Raw genomic sequence first — 21860 nt, forward strand, 5'->3', positions numbered from 1 at the left:
CATGACCACTATATGGAATGGCTTGCTTCATCATTACAAGGAATTTTTGCCAATCAACAGCAATACACCGCTTCTAACACTTCACGAAGGAAATACACCATTAATCTATCTTGCCAAATTATCTGAAGAGCTGGGTATTGATTTGCACGTAAAGTTTGAAGGTTTAAATCCCACTGGTTCCTTCAAAGACAGAGGAATGGTGATGGCCGTGGCTAAAGCGGTAGAAGAGGGAAGCAAATGCGTGATCTGCGCCTCTACTGGCAATACTTCTGCGGCTGCGGCTGCCTATGCGGCACGAGCAGGCATTGAGGCTATTATCGTGATTCCAAAGGGTAAAGTTGCTGCAGGCAAATTAGCGCAAGCCTATATGTACGGCGCAAAAATCATTGAGATTGATGGCAATTTTGACGAGGCATTGCAACTTGTACGCCAAATCAGTGATACAACAGCCGTAACCTTAGTAAACTCGGTCAATCCCTATCGTTTAGAAGGCCAAAAAACAGCTGCTTTTGAGATTTGTGATGTATTAGGAGAGGCACCAGACATCCTAGCTATTCCGATTGGCAACGCAGGCAATATAAGCGCATATTGGAAAGGCTTTAGAGAATACGCACAGAAAAAAGGTACATCTCTTCCAAGAATGTTTGGTTATGAAGCGGAAGGGGCTGCCGCCATTGTCCGAGGCGAACCAATAGCACATCCTGAAACCATCGCTACTGCCATCCGCATTGGAAATCCAGCCAGTTGGCTATTGGCTGAAATGGCAAGCGATGAATCGGACGGTAAAATCAGTGCTGTAACTGATGAAGAAATTCTAAATGCCTATCGATTGATTGCCTCTAAAGAAGGCATTTTTGCTGAACCTGGATCAGCCGCATCTATTGCAGGTGTCTATCAATCTGTAGCGGATGGTTCTATCGCAAAAGGAAGCAAGGTTGTAGCAGTCCTTACAGGTAATGGATTGAAGGATCCTGACACAGCTGTCAGTGCATCCTCTGCCAATGTGGTAACACTTTCGAATAACGAACAGGAAATCCGTGAGTACATCGAGGGACTACTATGAGCAAAACATGGAACATACAAATACCGGGCAGCACAGCGAATCTAGGCCCAGGCTTTGATTCAATTGGAATTGCACTAGGACTATATTTAACTTTAGATGTAACATTAAGTGATCAATGGGCATTTGATCATCAATCAGTTCATTTACCTCAAGAAATAAATACGGAAGACCATTTAATCTATCAAAGCGCAAACTATGTAGCAACATGCTATGATGCCATACTCCCCTCCTGCAAGGTAATTGTACAAAGCGAATTGCCCTTGGCTCGTGGTATTGGGAGCAGTGCGGCTGCCATTGCTGCAGGGATTGAATTAGCTAATCAACTTTGCGAATTAAACTTATCATTAGAAGAAAAATGTCGTATTGCTACTGATTTAGAAGGACACCCAGATAATGCTACGGCGTCCATCTGCGGTGGACTGACAATCGGGGCTATGTTGCCGGATGGAGGACTAAGCCTGCTGAGTGTAAAAGAAATAGATATAGCCTTCGCCCTTTTCATCCCAAATGGAGAGCTTAAAACACAAGAAGCAAGGGATGCCTTGCCTTCTACTTTTGAACGAGGATATGCTGTACGAGCAAGTGCCTATGCCAATGTATTAACAGCCGCCCTATTAATGAATGATTGGAAACGTGTAGGTGAAATGATGGAGGCTGACTTGTTCCATGAACCTTTCAGGACAAATATAATTCCCTACTATAATGAAATTAAAAAATTGGCGAAGGAAAGCGGGGCTTACGGGACAGCGATCAGCGGAGCAGGTCCAACCATGATTTCTTTAGTTCAACCTGAAGAAGTAGATGAATTTGTTGAAAAGATGCGTCCTCACCTGCCGGATTATGAGATAAAAGCTGTTTCCATTGATCGAAATGGGATTCAACTAAAAGTATCAGAGTATATTTAGAATGTAGTAAGGGGCTAGCCATATTGGCAACCCCTTTTTTCGTTATTAATAAAATAACAGAATGACTCCGAATAAAAAGCAGGAAACAACAAAGATAGCATAGAGACTATAATTATCAAACACAATATTGAATATGACAAAAAAGATAGATCTAAACAAACTAGCGCTATCTTTTTTATATTCTTTTATGATTATGTAAATAATCCAAATTAAGTTTGCTACAAATATAACCATTAATAAACTGCCAAGCAACTTGTCCATTTTCTTCCCCTAATTTCCCATGATGAAATATTCTTTGGTGTGATTCTTCGCCATTATAGTTGGAAACTGCTCAACATGCAATGTAGTGCCAATCCCATTTGCACCAAGAAAGAGGATTGCCGACAAGCAATCCTCTTAAGGCACCAACAACACTAAACTAATGGCCATAACAATCATGCCAAGAACAACGCCATAAATTGACGAGTGAGCTTCATCGTATTTGCGGGCCGCCGGCAATAATTCGTCTAGTGAGATAAAAACCATAATTCCTGCCACCCCAGCAAATATCATACCAAACATAATATCATTCAAAAATGGCATCAATAACAAATAAGCAACGAATGCTCCAACCGGCTCAGCTAAGCCTGATAAAAAAGAAAGCTTAAAAGCTTTTTTCCGGTCGCCTGTTGCAAAGAAAATAGGAACAGATACAGCAATACCTTCAGGGATATTGTGAATTGCGACAGCAATGGCAATCGCTAATCCTAAATTTGGATCACTCAATGCGGAAACAAACGTGGCAATCCCTTCAGGAAAGTTGTGTATGCCAATGGCAAGTGCAGTAAAAACGCCCATCTTCATTAAGCTCGAATAATCTTGTTGTGACGGGCCTTTCTTCAAATCTTCTACCATTTTGACTTCATGCGGATTTCCCTGTTTTGGGATCAGTTTATCTATCAAGGCGATAAGCAGCATGCCTGAAAAGAATCCGATAATTGTAAAAAGATAGCCTTGTTTTTCTCCTAGCTCCCCCACTAGTGCCACTTTAGCTTTGACAAATATCTCAACAAGGGAAACATATATCATAACACCAGCTGAGAAACCTAAAGAAAATGATAAAAATTTAGTATTCGTTCTTGAGGTGAAAAAGGCGATTAAGCTGCCGACTCCTGTTGCCAATCCTGCAAAAAGAGTTAACCCCAATGCATATAATACACTTGCATCCATTTACATACTCCTTTATGAACTGACTTTTTATTTACTATATGCTTAATGTTTCCTTTATGAAACAATTTTCTTTAAAACCAAAACAAGAGATGAACCACTTCCCTCTTTCCGGGAATAAACAGGAAAATGTATTTCTTTATTATTGCGTTTTATAATAAGGGTATCGAGGTGAAAAATATGGAGGAATACATCAAAAGAGGAACATTAGATTTTCGCAAAGCCAACTTGGCATTATTCGCTGGCGCGTTTAGTACTTATGCTAATTTATATATGACGCAGCCAGTGATGCCGACATTAACGAAATTTTTCCATATATCGCCGGCTGCGGCTAGTCTTTCCCTCTCATTTACTACAGCATCACTTGCCATTTGTATGTTAATAGTAGGTTCTCTTTCAGAAGCATGGGGCCGCAAACCTATTATGACATTTTCTATGATTGCGGTAGCTATTTTAACTTTTCTTATTGCTTTTTCGCCTAACTACCACGTCTTGCTGATCTTGAGAGTTGTCCAAGGCGCTGTTTTTGCAGGTCTACCAGCTATTGCGATGGCTTATTTAGGTGAGGAAATCGATCCAAAAAGCTTAGGAGCGGCAATGGGGCTCTATATAAGTGGAAATTCCATTGGCGGTCTTGCCGGACGGATTGTGATGGGTTCTGTGAGCGATTATTCGAATTGGCGCGTCGGAATGATTGTGATTGGCATTATTAGCTTGCTTCTTGCTATAGCATTTTACTTTTTATTGCCAAAATCTCGACATTTTGAGCCAGATAAGCTTGCATTAAAGCCACTCTTCCAATCTCTTCTTATGCATTTGAAGGATCCTGCATTATTAAGTTTATTTGGTGTTGGATTCTTGCTAATGGGATCTTTTGTAACGATGTACAACTATATAGGTTTCCAACTGATAGAACCGCCTTATTCTCTTAGCCAAACAATTGTTGGCTGGATTTTTTTAATTTATCTTGTAGGGACATTCAGTTCGGCATGGATGGGTAATTTAGCGGACCATCACGGGCGTTACAAAATTCTTTTGAGCGGGATAGGGCTTATGCTTGCCGGTGCTCTCTTATCATTAACGGATAACCTATTTATCAAGATTGCAGGAATAGCGATTCTTACTTTCGGTTTTTTTGGAGCTCATTCCATTGCAAGTGGATGGGTTGGAAAAAGAGCAACACATGAAAAAGCACAAGCTTCTTCGCTGTACCTCTTTTTCTACTACGTAGGATCCAGTGTCGGCGGAACAACCGGCGGGCTCTTTTGGTCTAAGTTCGGCTGGAGCGGTGTCGTAGGTATTGTTTTAGTCTTTTTAATCGCAGCGAGCATCCTTGCTTTTGCAATCCATAAGATTACAGTGCGCCAATCGCTCAATGCTCATCAATAAGGAACAAGACACAATAAAAGGCTTCTGTCATCCCAAACGATGACGAAGCCTTTTTGGTGTTATTCTAGTGTATTTAACAAAACGTATCCGTAGATTTTGGATTTTTCAATCCAAAGAGCGGACGTATAAAGAGTGCTACATATGTGCCGAAAAAGGCCATTACTGCCCACACCCAACCATGAAGGCTGAAGGAAGCTATACCGCTGAAATATGCACCAATGTTACAGCCGAATGCAAGACGGGCACCATAACCCATCATAAGACCGCCTACTACTGCAGCTGCCGCTACTTTCGGTTGAAGTTTCTTCGGTTTAAATGTACCTTGGAATGCAGCTGATATAAATGCGCCAAGGATAATACCGAAATTCATGACACTCGTTGCATCAAGGAGCACTGATTGGCTTAAGGCATTGCCTTTAGCTCCTGCGAAAAAGCCCCAGCTTGACACGTCTACGCCCATTGCCATTAATGCTTTGCCGCCCCATAGAGCAAAAGCAGAAGTAATACCCCAAGGACTGCCTTTTACTGCTAGAGTCAACGCATTTAACAATGCAAGAATAATAGCAGCTGCGAATAATGGCCAAGAACCGCGAATCATTTTTTTAAAGCCTTTAGTTGTTGGTAGAGGCTTCATCATCGGCGGGCGTTTCTTTTTCGCAATCTGTACAGTAATCCAGTAGATGACAGCAAATGCGATGAGTTGGACGATTAGTGCGCCCACATAACCGAGACCTGTTGATTCAGCTAACGAAATGGCTGGCAATGAAGGTGTGTCCTCCATCCAAAATGTGAAATTATATGCACCTAGAACAGATCCCGCAATGAATGCAATGAGCGTTAAAAGCATGGAAGATGTTCCTCCACCCACTTGGTAAAGTGTTCCTGATGCACATCCATTTCCAAGTTGCATACCAATCCCGAAAAGAAATGCACCGACAAGCAAGCTTGTGCCTACAGGTGATACATTGCCCTCAGGAGCGACTCCAGTAAAACTAAAGCCCGTTCCGAGTATTATCGCGAACAAGATAGATGCAATTGCAAGCATAAGCATATGCGCTTGCAACCCTTGCACATTACCGACTGATGCCAGACGACGGAAGGCAGAGGTAAAACCAAAGCGTGCATGCAGTAACGTCATGCCAAGGGCAATGCCGATAATAAATAGTACACCTTGGGTCCAATTTGCCACGTAAACAATTGAAATCAAAAGAATAATTGCTATAAGAATCCCTGCTGAAGCTAGCGGTTTTTGCATAGGGTTCAGCTTGGCAACCACTGTAGTTGATTTGTGGTCCCAATTTGAGACAGTTTTTTGAGTCATACTTTTCCCCTCTTATCCTATTAGAATACTTGGTTTTATGTTCTTTATAATAGTCTCTTTTCGATAAAAAGTAAAGAAGTTTGCTATTCATTTGATCTGTAATACATAAAATTTTATTATTTACTAGATAAAAATGGAGAATAAGACTTCATTTGAATTATTGAAACCTCTATAAATAAACAATCCCCTTTGAGCTTTTCTGTTAGGGGATTGTTATGGACTACGTGTTTTGCCATTTTTTGCGGCGTACATACCATGCCCAAACTATAACAAACCAAGTGAACCCCAATGCCCACCCAGCTGCTACATCTGAAGCGAAGTGCCTGCCTTCCGCGATACGTGACAAGCCAATTAATAAAGACAATAGTATTGCTACTAGCCATACAATTATTGAACTAGCGCTCTTCCTTTTATCCTCAGTCATAAAATAAGCGAGGGTGAATAAAAAGAGGACACTCATCATCGCATGATTAGATGGAAAACTAAAGGATGCCAATTGATTAGGAATGTCTGGTCTAGCACGATGCACCCATTCTTTAATAAATTGATTAATCATATTTCCTCCGCCGATCGTCAGCAGTGTAAACATCATGCCACGATAATTGCGATCGCGTAGCCATAACCAAACTAGCAGCAAAACAGCGATCATTAAGATAAATGTTTGTTCGCCAATATAATGGAAAGGAATAATAAATGCATTGCCCTTAAGTAAATGAGCTGCTACTAAATCGATTGTCGTTACCCATTCATTCTTTAAACTAATCCTTAAAAAAATAAAAATAGCAAAAGCAAGAATGCCTAAGGAATACATGATTTTTGACATGCCCAATCCCCCCTTGTTTATTAGCATACCCTTTTATACACAAACCTACTTCATCTAACGCAAGCTACTCCAGAGTAGTTTCACTATCATACACAACAAAAAACACCTAGCCATCTTGGGCTAGGTGTTAACAGTGATTATAAAGCTTTTTCTACTTCTTTGACCATTTCTTTAACAGATTGGATACCTCCACCTGATAAGTACCATACTTCTGGGTTTAAGTAGATCATTTTTCCATCTTTATAAGCAGTTGTTTTCTTTACAATATCGTTTTCGATATCTTTTTTCGCTGAAGCGCCTTCTGTTACAACAGCATCGCGGTCTACTACGAAAATGATATCTGGATTTTTCTCTAATACATATTCATACGAAACGTTTTGTCCATGAGTTGATACTTCAATGCCTTTATCTACTGGTTTAAAACCAAATACATCGTGAATAAGGCCGAAGCGTGAAGCAGGACCGTAAGCGCTGATTTTACCTTCAGAGCCTAGGATAATTAGTGATTTTTTATCTAAACCTTTTGTTTCGCCTTGAACTTTTGCGATAGTTTCATCTACACTAGCAAGTTCAGTTTTCACTTGATCTTCTTTGCCGAAAATTTTGCCTGCTAATTCTGTGTTTTCTTTAAATGATTCCATATAGCGAGATGTATCTAAACCAACATAAACAGTTGGCGCAATTTTGCTGAATTCTTTATAAAGGCTAGCTTGACGTCCAGAAATAAAGATAACATCAGGATTCAATGAAGCTAATTTTTCAAAATCTGGCTCTTTTAATGAACCAACGTTTTCGTAATCGCTACCTTCATATTTTTTCAAGTAACCAGGAATCGAATCTTGTGGAATACCTGCAACTTTTACACCAAGTGTATCAAGTGTATCTAAGAAGCCCATATCAAATACAACTACTTTTTTCGGGTTTTTCGGAACATCAACTTTATCTTTTACAGAATCAGATGAACCATCTTCATTTTGTACTCCAAAATCGTTTGTTACGGCAATTGTTTCTTTAGAACCGCTATTAGAATTCCCTTTATCTTTGCTAGAATCTTTTGAATTACAAGCACCTAGCACAAATAGTACTGCAAATACTAATGTTAGTAATGACCACTTTTTCATTTGTTTTTCCCCTTTATCATGAATTAAAATACACACAGATTCGGCAGCTATTCATCTCTTGAATAGGTATATCCATATCGTATATTTCTTTGAGTGACGCGGAATTAATGATTTCACTGGTTGGTCCTTCTTTTACGACTTTCCCATCTCTGAGCGCCACAATAAAATCTGAATAAACGGATGCGAAGTTGATATCATGAAGTACAATCACTACAGTCTTGCCCAATTCATCAACAAGTTTACGCAAAATCTTCATGATTTGAACAGAATGTTTCATATCCAGATTATTTAATGGTTCGTCTAGCAAAACATATTCGGTATCTTGAGCAATAACCATCGCAATAAATGCGCGTTGTCGTTGCCCACCAGACAATTCATCTAAATAATCATGTTGGATATCCTCTAAGTTCATATAATGAATGGCTTCATCAACTTTTTTTTGGTCCTCTTCAGTAAGATGGCCTTGCGAATATGGGAAGCGTCCAAAAGAAACGAGTTCACGAATGCTTAATCTAACATTCATAAAATTGGATTGTTTTAGAATAGATACGCGTTTTGCGAAATCATTGGACTTCACTCTCTTTACATCAGTGCTGTCTAACAATACTTCACCGGTATCCGCATCAAGTAAACGGCTTACCATCGACAATAGCGTCGATTTTCCGGCGCCATTTGGGCCAATAAAGGAAGTGATTTTACCTCTTTGTATATCAACACTTACCTTATCAACGACCATTTTCTTTCCAAAATACTTGGAAATCTCTTTTACTTGGATCATGCAGATCGACTCTCCTTCAATAATAAGTAAATAAAGTAGATACCACCGATGAAATTGACGATAACACTTAATGTTGTTGAGAATGTAAATACTCGCTCAACTATCCATTGGCCTCCGATTAATGCAACTAAACTCATAAATGACGCACCCGTAATCAAAATGGAATGCTTATACGTTTTGAAAAATTGATAAGATAAATTGGCTACTATCAAACCGAAGAATGTAATAGGCCCAACAAGTGCCGTTGATACTGAAATAAGTATCGCTGAGATGATCAGCATGCGCTTGACCACTTTATCATAAGGCACACCTAAATTAATCGCTGTATCTCGGCCGAGTGATAGAACGTCTAGTTGATTGATCATTCTAACACCATAGATCATGACAATCACAACTACCACTAATGCCAGCCATACGAGATCACCGTTGACATTATTGAAACTAGCAAACATTTTGTCTTGTACGCGGGTAAATTCATTTGGATCAATCAAAACTTCCATAAAAGTTGTGATACTTCCTAAGAACGTCCCCACAATTATGCCCACTAAAAGCAAAAAGTAAATCGGTCTCCCGCCAGCGCGAAATAAAAATTGGTATAGGATTAGCGCAAAGCCTATCATAACGACAACTGACACAAAGAAGTTCACTTGCGCGTTCATAATGACAATATGGCCAGATCCAAAAAAGAAAATAATAAACGTTTGCAAAAGCAAATATAGAGAATCTAACCCCATAATACTTGGAGTCAAAATACGGTTATGCGTAATCGTTTGGAAAATGACCGTTGAATAAGCGATAGAAACACCTGTCAAAGCCATTGCCAAAATCTTAATTACTCTCCGAGGCAATATGTAATCATAATTGCCGTTCAAGCCTTGGAAAATATACAGTGCGCTAAATATAAACGCAACGCCTAGCAATATTGCTAATTTAATACTATTACGCATACGCCTTCCCCCTAAACAACAAGAATAGGAAGACTGCACTGCCTATGACGCCTACCATTAAGCTGATAGAAATCTCATATGGATAGATAAGGACACGGCCTAATATATCGCAGAATAAGAGGAATATAGCCCCTAAAAGCGCAGTATGTGGCAGTGTTTTTTGCAAGTGGTCTCCTTTAAAAATGGAGACAATATTGGGAATGATCAATCCTAAAAATGGAATCATACCAACTGTTAAAACAACAGTAGTAGTAACTAAAGCAACAAGGATTAAGCCGAAATTAACGATACGTTTATAAGCAAGCCCTAGGTTTTTTGCGAAATCTTCACCCATTCCAGCCACTGTAAAACGGTTGGCATAGAAGTAGGCGATAATCAATACAGGCACACTAATATAAAGCAGTTCGTAGCGACCTTTCATGATCATCGAGAAGTCACCTTGTAGCCATGTGGAGATATTTTGGATGACATTGGACTTATAAGCAAAGAACGTCGTGATAGAAGACAATATATTCCCAAACATCAATCCGACAAGCGGTATGAAAATCGCATCTTTAAATTTAATGCGGTCCAATATTTGCATAAATAATAATGTGCCGGCAAGCGCAAATACGAAGGATACCGCCATTTTTTCAAGCATCGAAGCGTTTGCAAATAACAGCATCGATACAAGAATCCCTAAACGAGTAGCATCTAGTGTACCAGCCGTTGTAGGCGATACGAATTTATTGCGGCTCAAACTTTGCATAATTAAGCCTGCAATACTCATCCCAAAGCCCGCCAAAATAATCGCAACCAATCTTGGTACGCGACTGATGAGGAAAATTTGTGTCTTTTCTGAATGTAAGTTTAATAAGTCCTTTGGTGTGATATCACTTACCCCCACAAAGAGAGAGATAAGAGACAACACAACAAGTGCTATCAATAAATATCGTTTTTTCATGGCAATCCCGTCTACTTCCTCTTCCTTTATTAGGTGATACATCTGCAAATGAAAATCATTATCACTTGCTCCTACTTAATTATAGCATCTGAATATTATATTTCAACCGTTAATTGAAAATGATTATCAAAAGGATTTATATAGTATAGATTAGTATTTCTTTCGTTATCTTAGTACGTAAAGTAATACTTAAACCTCTACGAATTGAAAAATCTCTTTATTCGACAATATGTTTATTCTTAGTAGACAAGGGTAATAAAGTCGATATCAACAGGAATATTTTATATTTGGAGGTAAAAAGATGGTCAATCGATTTACAGGTGAATTTCATGACATGTGGTACAGAATAGCAAACTTTATTCCCAATATATTAGGAGCTATTCTGCTACTGGTCGTAGCTTGGCTTGTTGCAACTCTTATCCAAGCTATTTTTACAAAAGGCCTCAAAAAAATCGGCGCATCACGAGCAATGACGAGAGCTCATATGGCTACTGATGATAGGGACGCCTACAATAAGCTCAATTCTATTGGTAAAATACTTTACTATCTTGTGTTCATATTGTTCTTGCCGAGCGTATTAGATCAGTTGAGAATGAATTCAGTAGCGAATCCTATTTCTAATATGATGGATAAAACGCTCGATTTCCTACCTAACTTATTCATGGCTACTATTATTTTAGTGATTGGTTATTTTGTAGCCAAATTTGTTCGCAATATCGTTTCTATGATTTTAGGAACAATCAATATTGATAAATGGTTCAATAAATTGACCAAACGTGGAAACGGAGAAGTAATGTCTCCTGATAGTAAAACTACGCTTACCAATGTACTGTCCAACGTTGTTTTCATTTTAATCCTGATTCCGATTGTCACTGTTGCACTTGAAACACTTGGAATCGACTCCATTACACGTCCAGTTACTGCTATGTTAAATGAAGTGCTCAATATGATTCCAAATATTTTTGTAGCGGTTATATTAATTCTTATAGGTATCGTTCTAGCACGTTTTATCGGAGAATTGCTTAGCAATCTATTAAAAGGTACAGGCATCGACGATGTATCAAAATATTTAAATCAAAAACAACAATCATCTATGCCATCATTTGATATTGCCACAATCATTGGTAAAGTCGTGCAAGTACTTATTATTATATTCTTTACAGTTGAAGGACTCAATGTTTTGCATCTAGAAGTTCTACAAGATATCGGTATGGCTGTTATTAGCTACTTGCCACTTCTATTAAGTGCACTCGTTATTATTTTGCTTGGCTTTATTGGCTCTACCCTTCTTGGCAACTATATTCGCCAAGCTACAGGCAATCGTTTATTTGGCGGCATCGTTAAGTATGCCATTCTTATCATGGCAATCTTTATGGCCCTTTCACAATTGCACTTCGGTACAAGCATTGTCAATCTAGCCTTCTTGTTCGTCATAGCTGGCCTTTCAGTGGCATTTGCCCTATCATTTGGGCTTGGCGGTCGAGAATTTGCTAGTCGCCAACTGCAAAAGTTTGAAGCGAAAATGGAGAAAGAAAGTAAGAATTCAAAAGACGAATAAACGCTCCCTCAATAAAGCCTAATTTCTAAATAAGGAAATTAGGCTTTAATATTGTCTTAATGGAAACAAAATAAAAAGCTTGCCTGCAAACCATATAAACTGATTTACAAGCAAGCTTATTTTAAAATCGCTATAAAGCGAATTTCGATTTTATTTAATATCGCCCATTTTTTTAGAGATCCATGGACTTAGTATTAACATGATGATAAATAATGCAACGGAAGCACCACCAAGGAATCCGAAGTATTGTACCTCAGAAATTTTATCAAACAACTTAGCTAATTGAGCATTCAATGCTTGTGCTGCAGTACTAGTCAAGAACCATAGTGACATTGTTTGCGCAGCAAATGCAGCCGGAGCTAATTTTGTTGTTGCCGATAAACCAACCGGTGACATTAATAACTCACCTACTACTACTAAGAAGAACGAAATAACGATCCACCATGGGCTAATTAACTCTGTACCACCTGAAGAGATTGCTGGAATAATCATAATCAAGAAAGATGCCCCTGCAAATAACAAAGAGAATGAGAATTTAATCGGCGTAGATGGTTGACGATTGCCAAGCTTCATCCAAATAGCTGCAAAGATTGGTGCCATTGTAATAATGAATAATGGGTTCAATGATTGGAACCATGGTGCCGGGATATTATAAGAGCCAATTGATAAGTCTGTACGCTGTTTAATATAAGTAGCAAGTATAGTAGAACCTTGCTCTTGAATAACCCAGAACATTGTACCAGTAATAAACAAAGGGATGTATGCAAGAAGATGAGACTTTTCTTTCGCTTCTGTTTTCTTACTAGTAAACATCCAAATGAAAACACAAATTGGTGCTAATAAACCAATGACTGTAAAGAAGTTTACAACATTGTTAATTGTAATGAGGCCAACCATTGCCGCAATCACAACTAAAATTGCTATAATTACTAGGGAAATTATGAAATTCTTAATGATTTTCCCACGTTCAACATCAGTCAATGGATTTTTAGGTTCCATACCTGCTAGTCCTAATTTTTGCTTTTGATTATGTGTATAGAAGAACAATCCAATTGCCATACCAATAGCAGCAACACTAAAACCAACGTGATAGTTGTATTCTTCTTTTACAGCACCTACAACTAACGGAGCGATAAATGCCCCCGCATTAATTCCCATGTAGAAAATATTAAAGCCTGCATCACGACGATTGTCATCTTCGGCATAAATTTCACCAACAATTGAAGATACGTTTGGTTTCAATAAACCTGTACCTAGAATAATAAATACCATTGAAGTGAATAAGAATGGCAAACCTCCTGGAATCGCCAGACAGATATGTCCAACAATAATTAATATACCACCCCAGAATGAAGTTCTTCTTGTTCCTAATAAGCGGTCAGCAACCCATCCGCCAATAATACCTGACATATAAACTAATGAGCCATAGATTGCCATAATGGAAGAGGCAGTAGTTTCACTAAGGCCTAAACCGCCGTTTTTCACGGTATCATACATGAAATAAATCAGAATTGCTTTCATTCCGTAATATGAGAAACGCTCCCAGAATTCAGTAAAGAATAAACTAAACAGGCCTTTTGGATGACCAAAGAATCCCTTTTGAGGGACTGATTTAACGATTTCCTCTCTTGTTGCCATAAGAAACTCTCCTTCTTTCAATATAAAAAATAGTCCAACAATTCTAACTATAAACTATATCTCTTTTCATAACTTTAAAGTTTAGTGAAGTATGTTGTCCATTATACATGCACACTTGTGTTATGTCAAAAAAATTTTTCATGGTGGAAAATTTTATATTTTCTGATTTCATATGGAGTAACCGCACGTTTTTCCCTATTATTCAATAGCATTATTAATTATTAAATAAATATGTATATTTAAAAATAAAATATTAAAAAAACAATAGAGTTTTACGTGTATGCTCTATAAATACAAATAACCTTGTCCGACTTAGTAGCATAATCCCTATTCCACAGGAAAGACTGTAAGCATGCTTTATAATACCTGCACGTTTACAGTCTCATTATATTTCTATTATGGAGTGTCCCTTGTGAATTTGCTAAGCATGAGGACTAAATTAAGTATTGCTTGTACTTTTGCATAATAGCTTCCTTAACTTCTGCTTTGACGACTGTCCCTGATTCCTCATAGGATGTCTCCAGTATATGGGCATGCTCATTTAAATAAGATACGATCTCTCCCTTTTCATACGGGATGCAGAGTGTGCAGGTAACATAATCTTTAAAAATATGGCTGCGAATGAGCTGCAGCAATTCATCTATGCCTTTTCTTTCCTTAGCTGACATCCATATCTGATTGTGATTGGTGTATGGGTAGGCCAAGTTTGCAAGATCTGCTTTGTTGAAGACATTGATTGTTGGAACATCTACTACACCAACTGCTTCAAGCGTATCATTGGTGACTTCCATCATATATTGATTTTCCGGATTAGAGGCATCTACCACATGAAGCAACAAATCCGCATCTCTCGCTTCTTCCAATGTTGAACGGAAAGCCTTTACTAAATGGTGAGGTAATTTGCTGACAAAGCCAACTGTATCCGTCAGCAAAAAGCTCTTGTTATCAGGCAATGAAATCTGTCTCACAGAAGTCTCTAATGTAGCAAAGAGCATATTTTTTTCAAATACTTGCTTGTGCTCTTCCTGGCTTGAGTTTTGAAGCAGCTGATTCATGATAGTCGATTTACCAGCGTTTGTATAGCCGACAATGGAGACAATAGGAATTTCGCTTTTCCGTCGTTGCTTCCTTTGCGTTTCTCGCTGTTCTTTTACACTCTCCAGCTCTTTATGAAGCTTAGCAATTTGATCTTCAATTTTACGTCGATCCAGCTCCAGCTTTGTTTCGCCGGCGCCTCTGTTTTTGAAACCACCGCCTGTACCGCCACCCTGCCTACTTAATGAATCGCGAAGACCGACTAATCGTGGCAGCATATATTGCAATTGTGCGAGTTCCACTTGCATTTGCGCTTCCTTCGACTTGGCGCGCCTTGCAAAAATATCCAGGATGAGCATAGTTCGATCAATGACTTTGCATTCCAGGTCTCTTTCAAGATTTCGTATTTGAGATGGTGATAATTCATCATCGAAGATGACTAAGTTTGCATCGACTGCTTCATAATATCTTTTGATTTCTTCTATTTTACCAGTCCCTACATAGTGTGAAGGATTGACTCGTTCCAAATTTTGCGTAACCACACCCACTACTTCTACATTCAATGCTTCCGCTAAATTTCCAAGCTCTTCAATTGAGTAGTCAAAGTGCAAATCATTATGTAGATTGACTCCAACTAATACCGCCTTTTCTTGCAATTCTTCCATGTATGTTCCTCCTTCGTGCGACTGGATGCTAAAAGAAAGGAGAGCAGATAGACCACTCTCCTTTTCCTTTTCTTCTATATATTATGTCCATCCTATCACAAGAAATGTTTACGATTCAAATTTTCCCTAATTCAATATTGTGCAAACGTTCTTTCTGTTCATTAGAAGCTTGGAATATAAATGTTGTGTTAGGAAGTTTTAATGTGTTGCCGTTTACCGGCAAAGATAAAAGTCTCGACCATTGAGTAATTTTTTGATCAGTGTTTCTTACATTGAACAGACAGCGTTCAATAATTAAATCCTCATTTCCCTCTTGTACCATCCCAGTTGCTTTTAGATTTTCATATCTTACTGCTAAAGGCTGCTCCCATTGGATGAAAAATGGATATGGTAGATCATCCCCTATCCTCTGCTCAATAAACAGCATTTTCCATCTTAATAGCTCACCATCTTGTGTTTTTCTTTCTGCCGGAATGACACCAGTTGTCCGGTACCCCAGTTTCCGGAAGTAACTATTTTTCTCTTCTATACTATCTGTTCTTAGACATAACGTATAAAAACCTTCACCGCCAGGCAAATCATAGAGCAGTTGTTGCACTAACGGCTGGGAAGATTTTCGAGCCACTGATTCATCTTCCACTGCTAAATACTCGATATAACTATCTCTTGTGTATAATAATGCATTGTGAGTTCCCCACTGAAGGTGTTGTCCGCCAATAACAGGATGTAGACTTTCAATCGTCACTTCTTTTGTAATTTCTTCTGGCGTTTTTTTCGTAAAATAAACCACATGATCGAGTTCAAACATATTTAGACACCCCTTAGAAAAAATGCCTGCAGCTTTACAGATACTACAGGCAATTTTTTAGTTTATTTTCTTTTCTCTTCCGCTAATAGATCAACTGTACTATCAAATTCTTCTTCAATCTCTTGATTTGGTCTATATGTCAATAAACTGACTATAACTGCAACGATCAGACAAACAAGGAATCCTGGAACAATTTCATACAGACTATTGTGCAAGGTTTTAATAGAACCCCAGACATAAGCGGTGATGGCACCAGTGACCATACCCGCAAGTGCTCCCCAGTTCGTAATCTTCCTCCAATACAATGTAAGCAATATTACTGGACCAAACGCTGACCCAAAGCCCGCCCAGGCAAATGATACCAAGTCTAATATTTTATTATCTTGATTCCAAGCAAGAGCAATCGCTAGAAGGGATACAATCAATACAGCCATTCTGCCTAAAAATACATAATGTTTATCAGTTGCATTGGTTTTAAACACAGCTTTATAGATATCTTCTACTAAAGCAGAAGACGTTACAATCAATTGAGAAGAAATCGTACTCATAATCGCAGCCAGTATCGCTGCTAACATAATTCCTGCGATAAATGGATGGAACAGTATTTGGCCTAAAGCAATAAATACGGTTTCAGGATTTTTCAGTTCTAAACCATTTTGTTGATAATAAGCAATCCCAATTAAAGCAGTGGCGATAGCTCCAAACAAACTTAAGAACATCCATCCAATGCCGATTCGTCTCGCTTGTTTTGTTTCTTTCACACTGCTAATTGCCATAAAACGTACGATAATATGTGGCTGACCAAAATAGCCTAACCCCCATGCTACTGCTGAGATGACCCCTGTTACGGTCGCTCCCGTTAGAAAGCTTAATCGATTTGGATCTACTTCACGTATCGATTGAGCAGTGTCTGAAAACCCACCTGTGAGGAACAATCCGAAAATTGGGACTATAATAAGTGCTAAGAACATGACAAGCCCTTGAATAAAATCTGTATAACTCACAGCTAAGAAACCGCCAAACAATGTATAGGCTATCACAACTCCTGAAGTTACCAATAACCCTGTATGGTAATTAAAGCCGAATGAGCTTTCAAAGAAGACGCCGCCTGTTACCATTCCAGAAGAAACATAGAAAGTAAAAAAGACTAAGATAATTAATCCAGAAGCAATACGAAGCAACTTTGTTTTATCTTTCAAACGGTTATCCAAATAACTCGGTATCGTAATAGAATTATTCGCTACTTGTGTATACATCCTAAGTCTAGGAGCAACAAATAGCCAGTTTAGATAAGCACCTACTGTCAGCCCTATTGCCATCCAAGCTTCCATCAAACCGCCTACGTAGATGGCGCCCGGCAATCCCATTAAAAGCCATCCCGACATATCCGCAGCACCTGCACTTAAAGCGGTAACTGCCGGACCTAGTGAGCGCCCTCCTAACATATAGTCTGTTAAACTGGACGTTTTACGAAACGCATACCAGCCAATCACCAGCATGGCAATCATATAAATCAATATTGCCAGCAATTGATACATATGATCCGACATAGAAATTCCTCCTTTTTCTCTACTATATTCATTCTTTCTTCCATTTACATCTTGCTCTATGGAATATGTAAAAAGAATTCATTGAATCTACTAAAAATTGATTCAATTTCATTTATCTTAACATATTACTTTATCCAATAAAAATACGAAAACACGCTTCCACACTAGGTTTATCTGTACTTTACTTTTTTTATTTTAACTCCTTTCTGAGCTCGAATTTTTCCATCTTATTCTTTTTCTCTAAATCTTATTGACGTAAGCAAATAAAGTGGTAAAATACTTTATAACTTCAACGCGTTGAATCGAAAAAGTGAACAAGTGCAAGTGATGGAATTAAAGTAGCATTGGTAAGTACAGCAAAAAGAAACTTGGCGGGTGATGTAAGCCAAGGTTTTACCAATCGTGAATTACACCATGGATGCTTGTATTTCCGAGAGTGGCCAAGAAAGCTTTGGCAATAAGGGTGGTACCGCGGAGTTTCCCTTCGTCCCTTACTAAGATTTTTTTATTAAGAGATTAGGAGGAACGATGAGATGTTTCGTATAGAAGCAAAAATGATGCCGCGTTTTCTAGAGGCAGTTAGTTTAATTGTTGTTATTATTGCCATTATGGCTCTATGTATCGCAAAATTGGATGCCCCACCGCATATGCCGATTCTCATATCAATTATGTTATTAATGGTGTATGGGCTGTTTAAAAAAGTAGCTTATAAAGATTTAGAAAAAGGGCTGATTGAGGGAGCTTCCGCAGGACTTGGCGCTATCTTTATATTTTTCTTTATTGGTGTGCTAATTAGCAGCTGGTTGATGAGCGGCACAATTCCTACTTTTATCTACCTGGGCTTTGAATTAATCACGCCCCACTTCTTTTATGCCATTGTTTTCCTTGTGACCTGTATGGTTGGCGTTGCTATCGGCAGCTCACTTACGACAACAGCAACAGTCGGTGTAGCGTTTATTGGCATGGCAAGCGCAATGGATATTTCACTTGCTGTCACTGCTGGTGCTATTGTTTCCGGCGCGTTTTTCGGGGATAAGATGTCTCCCCTATCTGATACTACCAATTTGTCTTCGGCAATATTGGGCGTTGACTTGTTTGTTCATATAAAGAATATGTGCTGGACAACAGTTCCCGCATTTATCCTATCATTCATACTGTATGCAATAATGTCACCTACGGCAACGCTGCATAACAAATCCAAAATCGCATCATTCCAGCAAGGCTTATTGGATACAGGAATGATCCATTGGTACACATTCATACCACTGGTTGTCCTTATTCTATTAACATTAAAAAAGGCACCGGCCATTATGACCTTAGCAGCCAGTTCTGCAGTTGCCATTGTCATCACATACTTCCATCATACTTACGGAGCGGGAGATGTAATGAATATTCTATTCAATGGTTATACCTCTGAAACAGGTATTCAAGATATTGACTCATTATTAACACGTGGTGGCATTAACAGCATGATGTTTACTATTGGGCTTGTTATATTGGCTCTCAGTATGGGCGGCTTGTTATTTACATTAGGCATTGTCCAAACAATCCTTCTGAAGGTAGAAACCATTTTCAGGAGTGTCGGTTCCGTCATTACTGGAGCTGCCCTTACTGCTGTATCAATCAATACGCTAATTGGGGAACAATATTTGTCCATCCTGCTTACGAGTGAAGCATTCCAGTCGCAATTTCAAAAAGTTGGCTTACAAAATAAGAACTTAGCACGGGTAGCAGAGGATGCCGGCACGGTCGTGAACCCACTGATCCCTTGGAGCGTGTGCGGTATTTTTATTACAAAGGTATTGGGTGTACCGACAATTGATTACTTGCCATTCGCATTGTTCTGTTTGCTGTCACCTATTCTTACCATCGTATTTGGCTGGACTGGCAAGACACTCAGTTATCTGCCAAAGGAGCAGGTGAAAAATTAAAAATATGGTACAATACATGGAGCAATTAAATCATAAAGAAGGCGATATTATTGGACTTTAATGAAATGAAACAACAGCTCCTCGAGCAATTAACGGATGAATTGCTAGTGACTGCAACGATCAGCCAGCCACGCGCAAAATCAAATGAACTAAAGCGCGTGAAGCTAAAGCCTTTAATGCTCAAAGGGATTTACCATATCCAGCTTGAATACCAGACGGCACAGACCATTAAGCATGAAAATATAACGAAGGATCAAATCGCTTCATACCTAGACAGCTTATTTGATCAATTCCGCCAATTCCAAGGCGAAATGACGACTGAAAAAATACATGTACAGCTTTCGAAGAAAAACAAAGTGTTATGGAAAGCAGAAAAAACAGAAGCCAAATCAGTTGATTTACAACATAACCGAAAGAAAAATTATTTGTTAAACCCTGATACTCCCTACCCTTTCCTGATTCGGCTAGGTGTTCAATCGCCTGAAGGAAAAGTAAAAAACCAAAAATACGATAAGTTCAAACAAATCAATCGCTTCATTGAATTTATTCATGATTCTCTGGATTACTTGCCAAAGGATCGCACCATTCGAATTTTAGACTTCGGTTCCGGCAAATCTTATTTAACATTCGCTTTATACCATTATTTAAAGATTGAGCAGGGCTTAGATATTCGTGTCACGGGCTTAGATCTAAAAAAAGATGTAATTGAAGAATGCAGCCAAATTGCCAAGGATCTTCAATATGATGGGCTAGAATTTTTAGTTGGCGATATCAATGATTATAACGATGAAAATACAGTTGATATGGTCGTCACACTGCATGCATGCGATGTAGCAACAGATATGGCATTAGCACGCGCTGTAAAATGGGGAGCAAGCGTTATCTTAAGCGTCCCTTGTTGCCAGCATGAATTAAATCGCCAACTCCAATCACCTCAGTTGGACATCATGATGCAGCATGGCCTAATCAAAGAACGATTCGCATCCCTTGCCACAGACTCAATTCGTGCCGAAATTCTAAAGCTTGTTGGCTATGATGCGCAACTGCTCGAATTCATCGATATGGAACATACGCCTAAAAACATTTTGATTCGTGCGTACTATACTGGTGCGAAGCCAAAGCAAGAACAGCGGAAACGTTATGAAGACTTTACAGCTTTTTTATCTGCCGAACCGTTCTTGGAAAAAGAATTGAAAGAATACCTTAAATAATAAAAACCGTAGCTTAACAGGTGATCCTGGTTATGCTACGGTTTTTTGCATCACTTAATATATTTATTGCTCACTAAATCTTTTTCAATCACATGCGTTGGGATAGTAAATTTCACAACACCCATATATCCAGGAGCTACTTCATATTCATCGAAGGCAATCACCAATTGATGTTTTTTATTGATATAGAAGTTTTGATTCGTTTTAATGCTTTCGAATAGTTCATCCTCTGTCAAATCATCAACTGGCACACCTGCACCGCGTACCCAATATACTTTTTCTTGGTTGGATTCTTTGATTTCTTTAATCATTTCATCTTTTATATAACTTGAAATGTGATCAACATAAGCTTTGTCTTTAAATAACATTGGTAATGATAATACAATCTTGTTTTCTTTATCAATCGTATCGTATTTCATTGTAGTCGAAGAAGAAGCTGCAGTTTGTTCCTCATAGCGTTCAATCGTAAGTAGTTGTTGATCGTTCAAGAGTACTTTATAGCCGCTGTCTACGCTATAATGTCCCCCGCCTTTTTTCTCTAAATCTTTTACTGTTTTCTCATAATGGCTATAAAGCTTTTGTCCATCTGCAATGTAACGCTCGTTTAGTGTTTGTTCTAATTTTTTATTATCTAAGCCTTTTACGTTAGCAACTTTAATATCCGCTCCATAGTTCTTGTCATTTTCCTTATATTCACGGAACGTTAGAACCTGCGTAACCTTGCCAATCACCGGTATATCGTTAACCGTTTGTGCTAAAGCAGGACTTGTATTTAATCCAACTGTAAAGATGGCTGCTGCTGCTGCAACACTTCCCACCCATTTCGTTACGACCGTTGGCATTTTTTTATGATTCTTCATCTTTTCTTTCTTCCCTTTCATTATTGCTGCCTCGACAATATCATCCAGTTCATCTGGAATGCGGGCATTCTGATATTGTTTTTTCAATTCATTTAGCTTTTTGTCCAT

18 protein-coding genes are annotated in these 21860 nt (G+C 38.6%); 6 read left to right on the forward strand and 12 right to left on the reverse strand.

What is annotated here, in order from left to right:
• The first annotated feature begins 10 nt into the window (after nucleotides 1-10).
• Together thrC and thrB are read left to right on the forward strand one after the other, a co-directional pair.
• Nucleotides 11-1063 (forward strand): threonine synthase, encoded by a 1053-nt coding sequence (gene thrC / locus RCJ93_RS13080; RefSeq protein ID WP_446739293.1) that lies wholly within the window; start codon nucleotides 11-13, stop codon nucleotides 1061-1063.
• On the forward strand, nucleotides 1060-1968 hold the full coding sequence (gene thrB, locus RCJ93_RS13085) for a homoserine kinase (RefSeq protein WP_446739242.1): 909 nt from the start codon (nucleotides 1060-1062) through the stop codon (nucleotides 1966-1968). The genes thrC and thrB overlap by 4 nt, the downstream gene beginning before the upstream one ends.
• Nucleotides 1969-2364: 396 nt before the next feature.
• Here thrB and zupT read toward each other — a convergent pair whose 3' ends face one another.
• Nucleotides 2365-3177, reverse strand: coding sequence for a zinc transporter ZupT (gene zupT, locus RCJ93_RS13090; protein WP_150285430.1), 813 nt, complete (start codon nucleotides 3175-3177; stop codon nucleotides 2365-2367).
• A gap of 177 nt (nucleotides 3178-3354) precedes the next feature.
• Here zupT and RCJ93_RS13095 point away from each other — a divergent pair, with 177 nt between their 5' ends.
• On the forward strand, nucleotides 3355-4563 hold the full coding sequence (locus RCJ93_RS13095) for an MFS transporter (protein ID WP_446739243.1): 1209 nt from the start codon (nucleotides 3355-3357) through the stop codon (nucleotides 4561-4563).
• A gap of 73 nt (nucleotides 4564-4636) precedes the next feature.
• Here RCJ93_RS13095 and RCJ93_RS13100 read toward each other — a convergent pair whose 3' ends face one another.
• From RCJ93_RS13100 to RCJ93_RS13125, 6 genes are all read right to left on the reverse strand, one after another.
• On the reverse strand, nucleotides 4637-5884 hold the full coding sequence (locus RCJ93_RS13100) for a YeeE/YedE family protein (RefSeq protein WP_147197070.1): 1248 nt from the start codon (nucleotides 5882-5884) through the stop codon (nucleotides 4637-4639).
• 220 nt (nucleotides 5885-6104) lie between these two features.
• Complete coding sequence (locus RCJ93_RS13105; protein WP_446739244.1) at nucleotides 6105-6707, reverse strand: phosphatase PAP2 family protein; 603 nt, start codon at nucleotides 6705-6707, stop codon at nucleotides 6105-6107.
• A gap of 137 nt (nucleotides 6708-6844) precedes the next feature.
• Nucleotides 6845-7828: a siderophore ABC transporter substrate-binding protein gene (locus tag RCJ93_RS13110; RefSeq protein WP_147197067.1), complete on the reverse strand. Its 984-nt coding sequence runs from the start codon at nucleotides 7826-7828 to the stop codon at nucleotides 6845-6847.
• Between the two features lie 16 nt (nucleotides 7829-7844).
• A complete protein-coding gene (locus RCJ93_RS13115; protein ID WP_150285435.1) occupies nucleotides 7845-8606 on the reverse strand; it encodes an iron ABC transporter ATP-binding protein in 762 nt (253 codons plus the stop codon).
• Entirely contained in the window at nucleotides 8603-9553 is a 951-nt protein-coding gene (locus tag RCJ93_RS13120) for an iron chelate uptake ABC transporter family permease subunit (protein ID WP_446739245.1), read from the reverse strand. The genes RCJ93_RS13115 and RCJ93_RS13120 overlap by 4 nt, the downstream gene beginning before the upstream one ends.
• Nucleotides 9546-10496 carry an ABC transporter permease gene (locus tag RCJ93_RS13125; RefSeq protein WP_446739246.1) on the reverse strand — a complete coding sequence of 317 codons (951 nt, stop codon included), beginning with the start codon at nucleotides 10494-10496 and terminating at the stop codon, nucleotides 9546-9548. Before RCJ93_RS13125 ends, RCJ93_RS13120 begins: the two co-directional genes overlap by 8 nt.
• Before the next feature lie 301 nt (nucleotides 10497-10797).
• Between RCJ93_RS13125 and RCJ93_RS13130 the strand changes: the two genes are divergently transcribed.
• Nucleotides 10798-12054: a mechanosensitive ion channel gene (locus tag RCJ93_RS13130; protein ID WP_446739247.1), complete on the forward strand. Its 1257-nt coding sequence runs from the start codon at nucleotides 10798-10800 to the stop codon at nucleotides 12052-12054.
• A 150-nt stretch (nucleotides 12055-12204) separates the two neighbouring features.
• On the opposite strand, the gene RCJ93_RS13135 is transcribed toward RCJ93_RS13130, so the two are convergent.
• From RCJ93_RS13135 to putP, 4 genes are all read right to left on the reverse strand, one after another.
• A complete protein-coding gene (locus tag RCJ93_RS13135; RefSeq protein WP_251648334.1) occupies nucleotides 12205-13692 on the reverse strand; it encodes a peptide MFS transporter in 1488 nt (495 codons plus the stop codon).
• A 434-nt stretch (nucleotides 13693-14126) separates the two neighbouring features.
• On the reverse strand, nucleotides 14127-15392 hold the full coding sequence (gene hflX / locus RCJ93_RS13140; protein ID WP_150285437.1) for a GTPase HflX: 1266 nt from the start codon (nucleotides 15390-15392) through the stop codon (nucleotides 14127-14129).
• Between the two features lie 115 nt (nucleotides 15393-15507).
• Nucleotides 15508-16200 (reverse strand): VOC family protein, encoded by a 693-nt coding sequence (locus RCJ93_RS13145; RefSeq protein ID WP_446739248.1) that lies wholly within the window; start codon nucleotides 16198-16200, stop codon nucleotides 15508-15510.
• A gap of 62 nt (nucleotides 16201-16262) precedes the next feature.
• Complete coding sequence (gene putP, locus RCJ93_RS13150; protein ID WP_446739249.1) at nucleotides 16263-17750, reverse strand: sodium/proline symporter PutP; 1488 nt, start codon at nucleotides 17748-17750, stop codon at nucleotides 16263-16265.
• 533 nt (nucleotides 17751-18283) lie between these two features.
• On the opposite strand from putP, the gene nhaC reads away from it, so the two are divergent.
• Nucleotides 18284-19681: a Na+/H+ antiporter NhaC gene (nhaC, locus tag RCJ93_RS13155; protein WP_446739250.1), complete on the forward strand. Its 1398-nt coding sequence runs from the start codon at nucleotides 18284-18286 to the stop codon at nucleotides 19679-19681.
• A gap of 50 nt (nucleotides 19682-19731) precedes the next feature.
• Nucleotides 19732-20892, forward strand: coding sequence for a class I SAM-dependent methyltransferase (locus RCJ93_RS13160; RefSeq protein WP_446739251.1), 1161 nt, complete (start codon nucleotides 19732-19734; stop codon nucleotides 20890-20892).
• A gap of 50 nt (nucleotides 20893-20942) precedes the next feature.
• On the opposite strand, the gene RCJ93_RS13165 is transcribed toward RCJ93_RS13160, so the two are convergent.
• Entirely contained in the window at nucleotides 20943-21860 is a 918-nt protein-coding gene (locus RCJ93_RS13165; protein WP_446739252.1) for a DUF3298 domain-containing protein, read from the reverse strand.

This window comes from Rummeliibacillus sp. BSL5 (genome assembly GCF_052928305.1).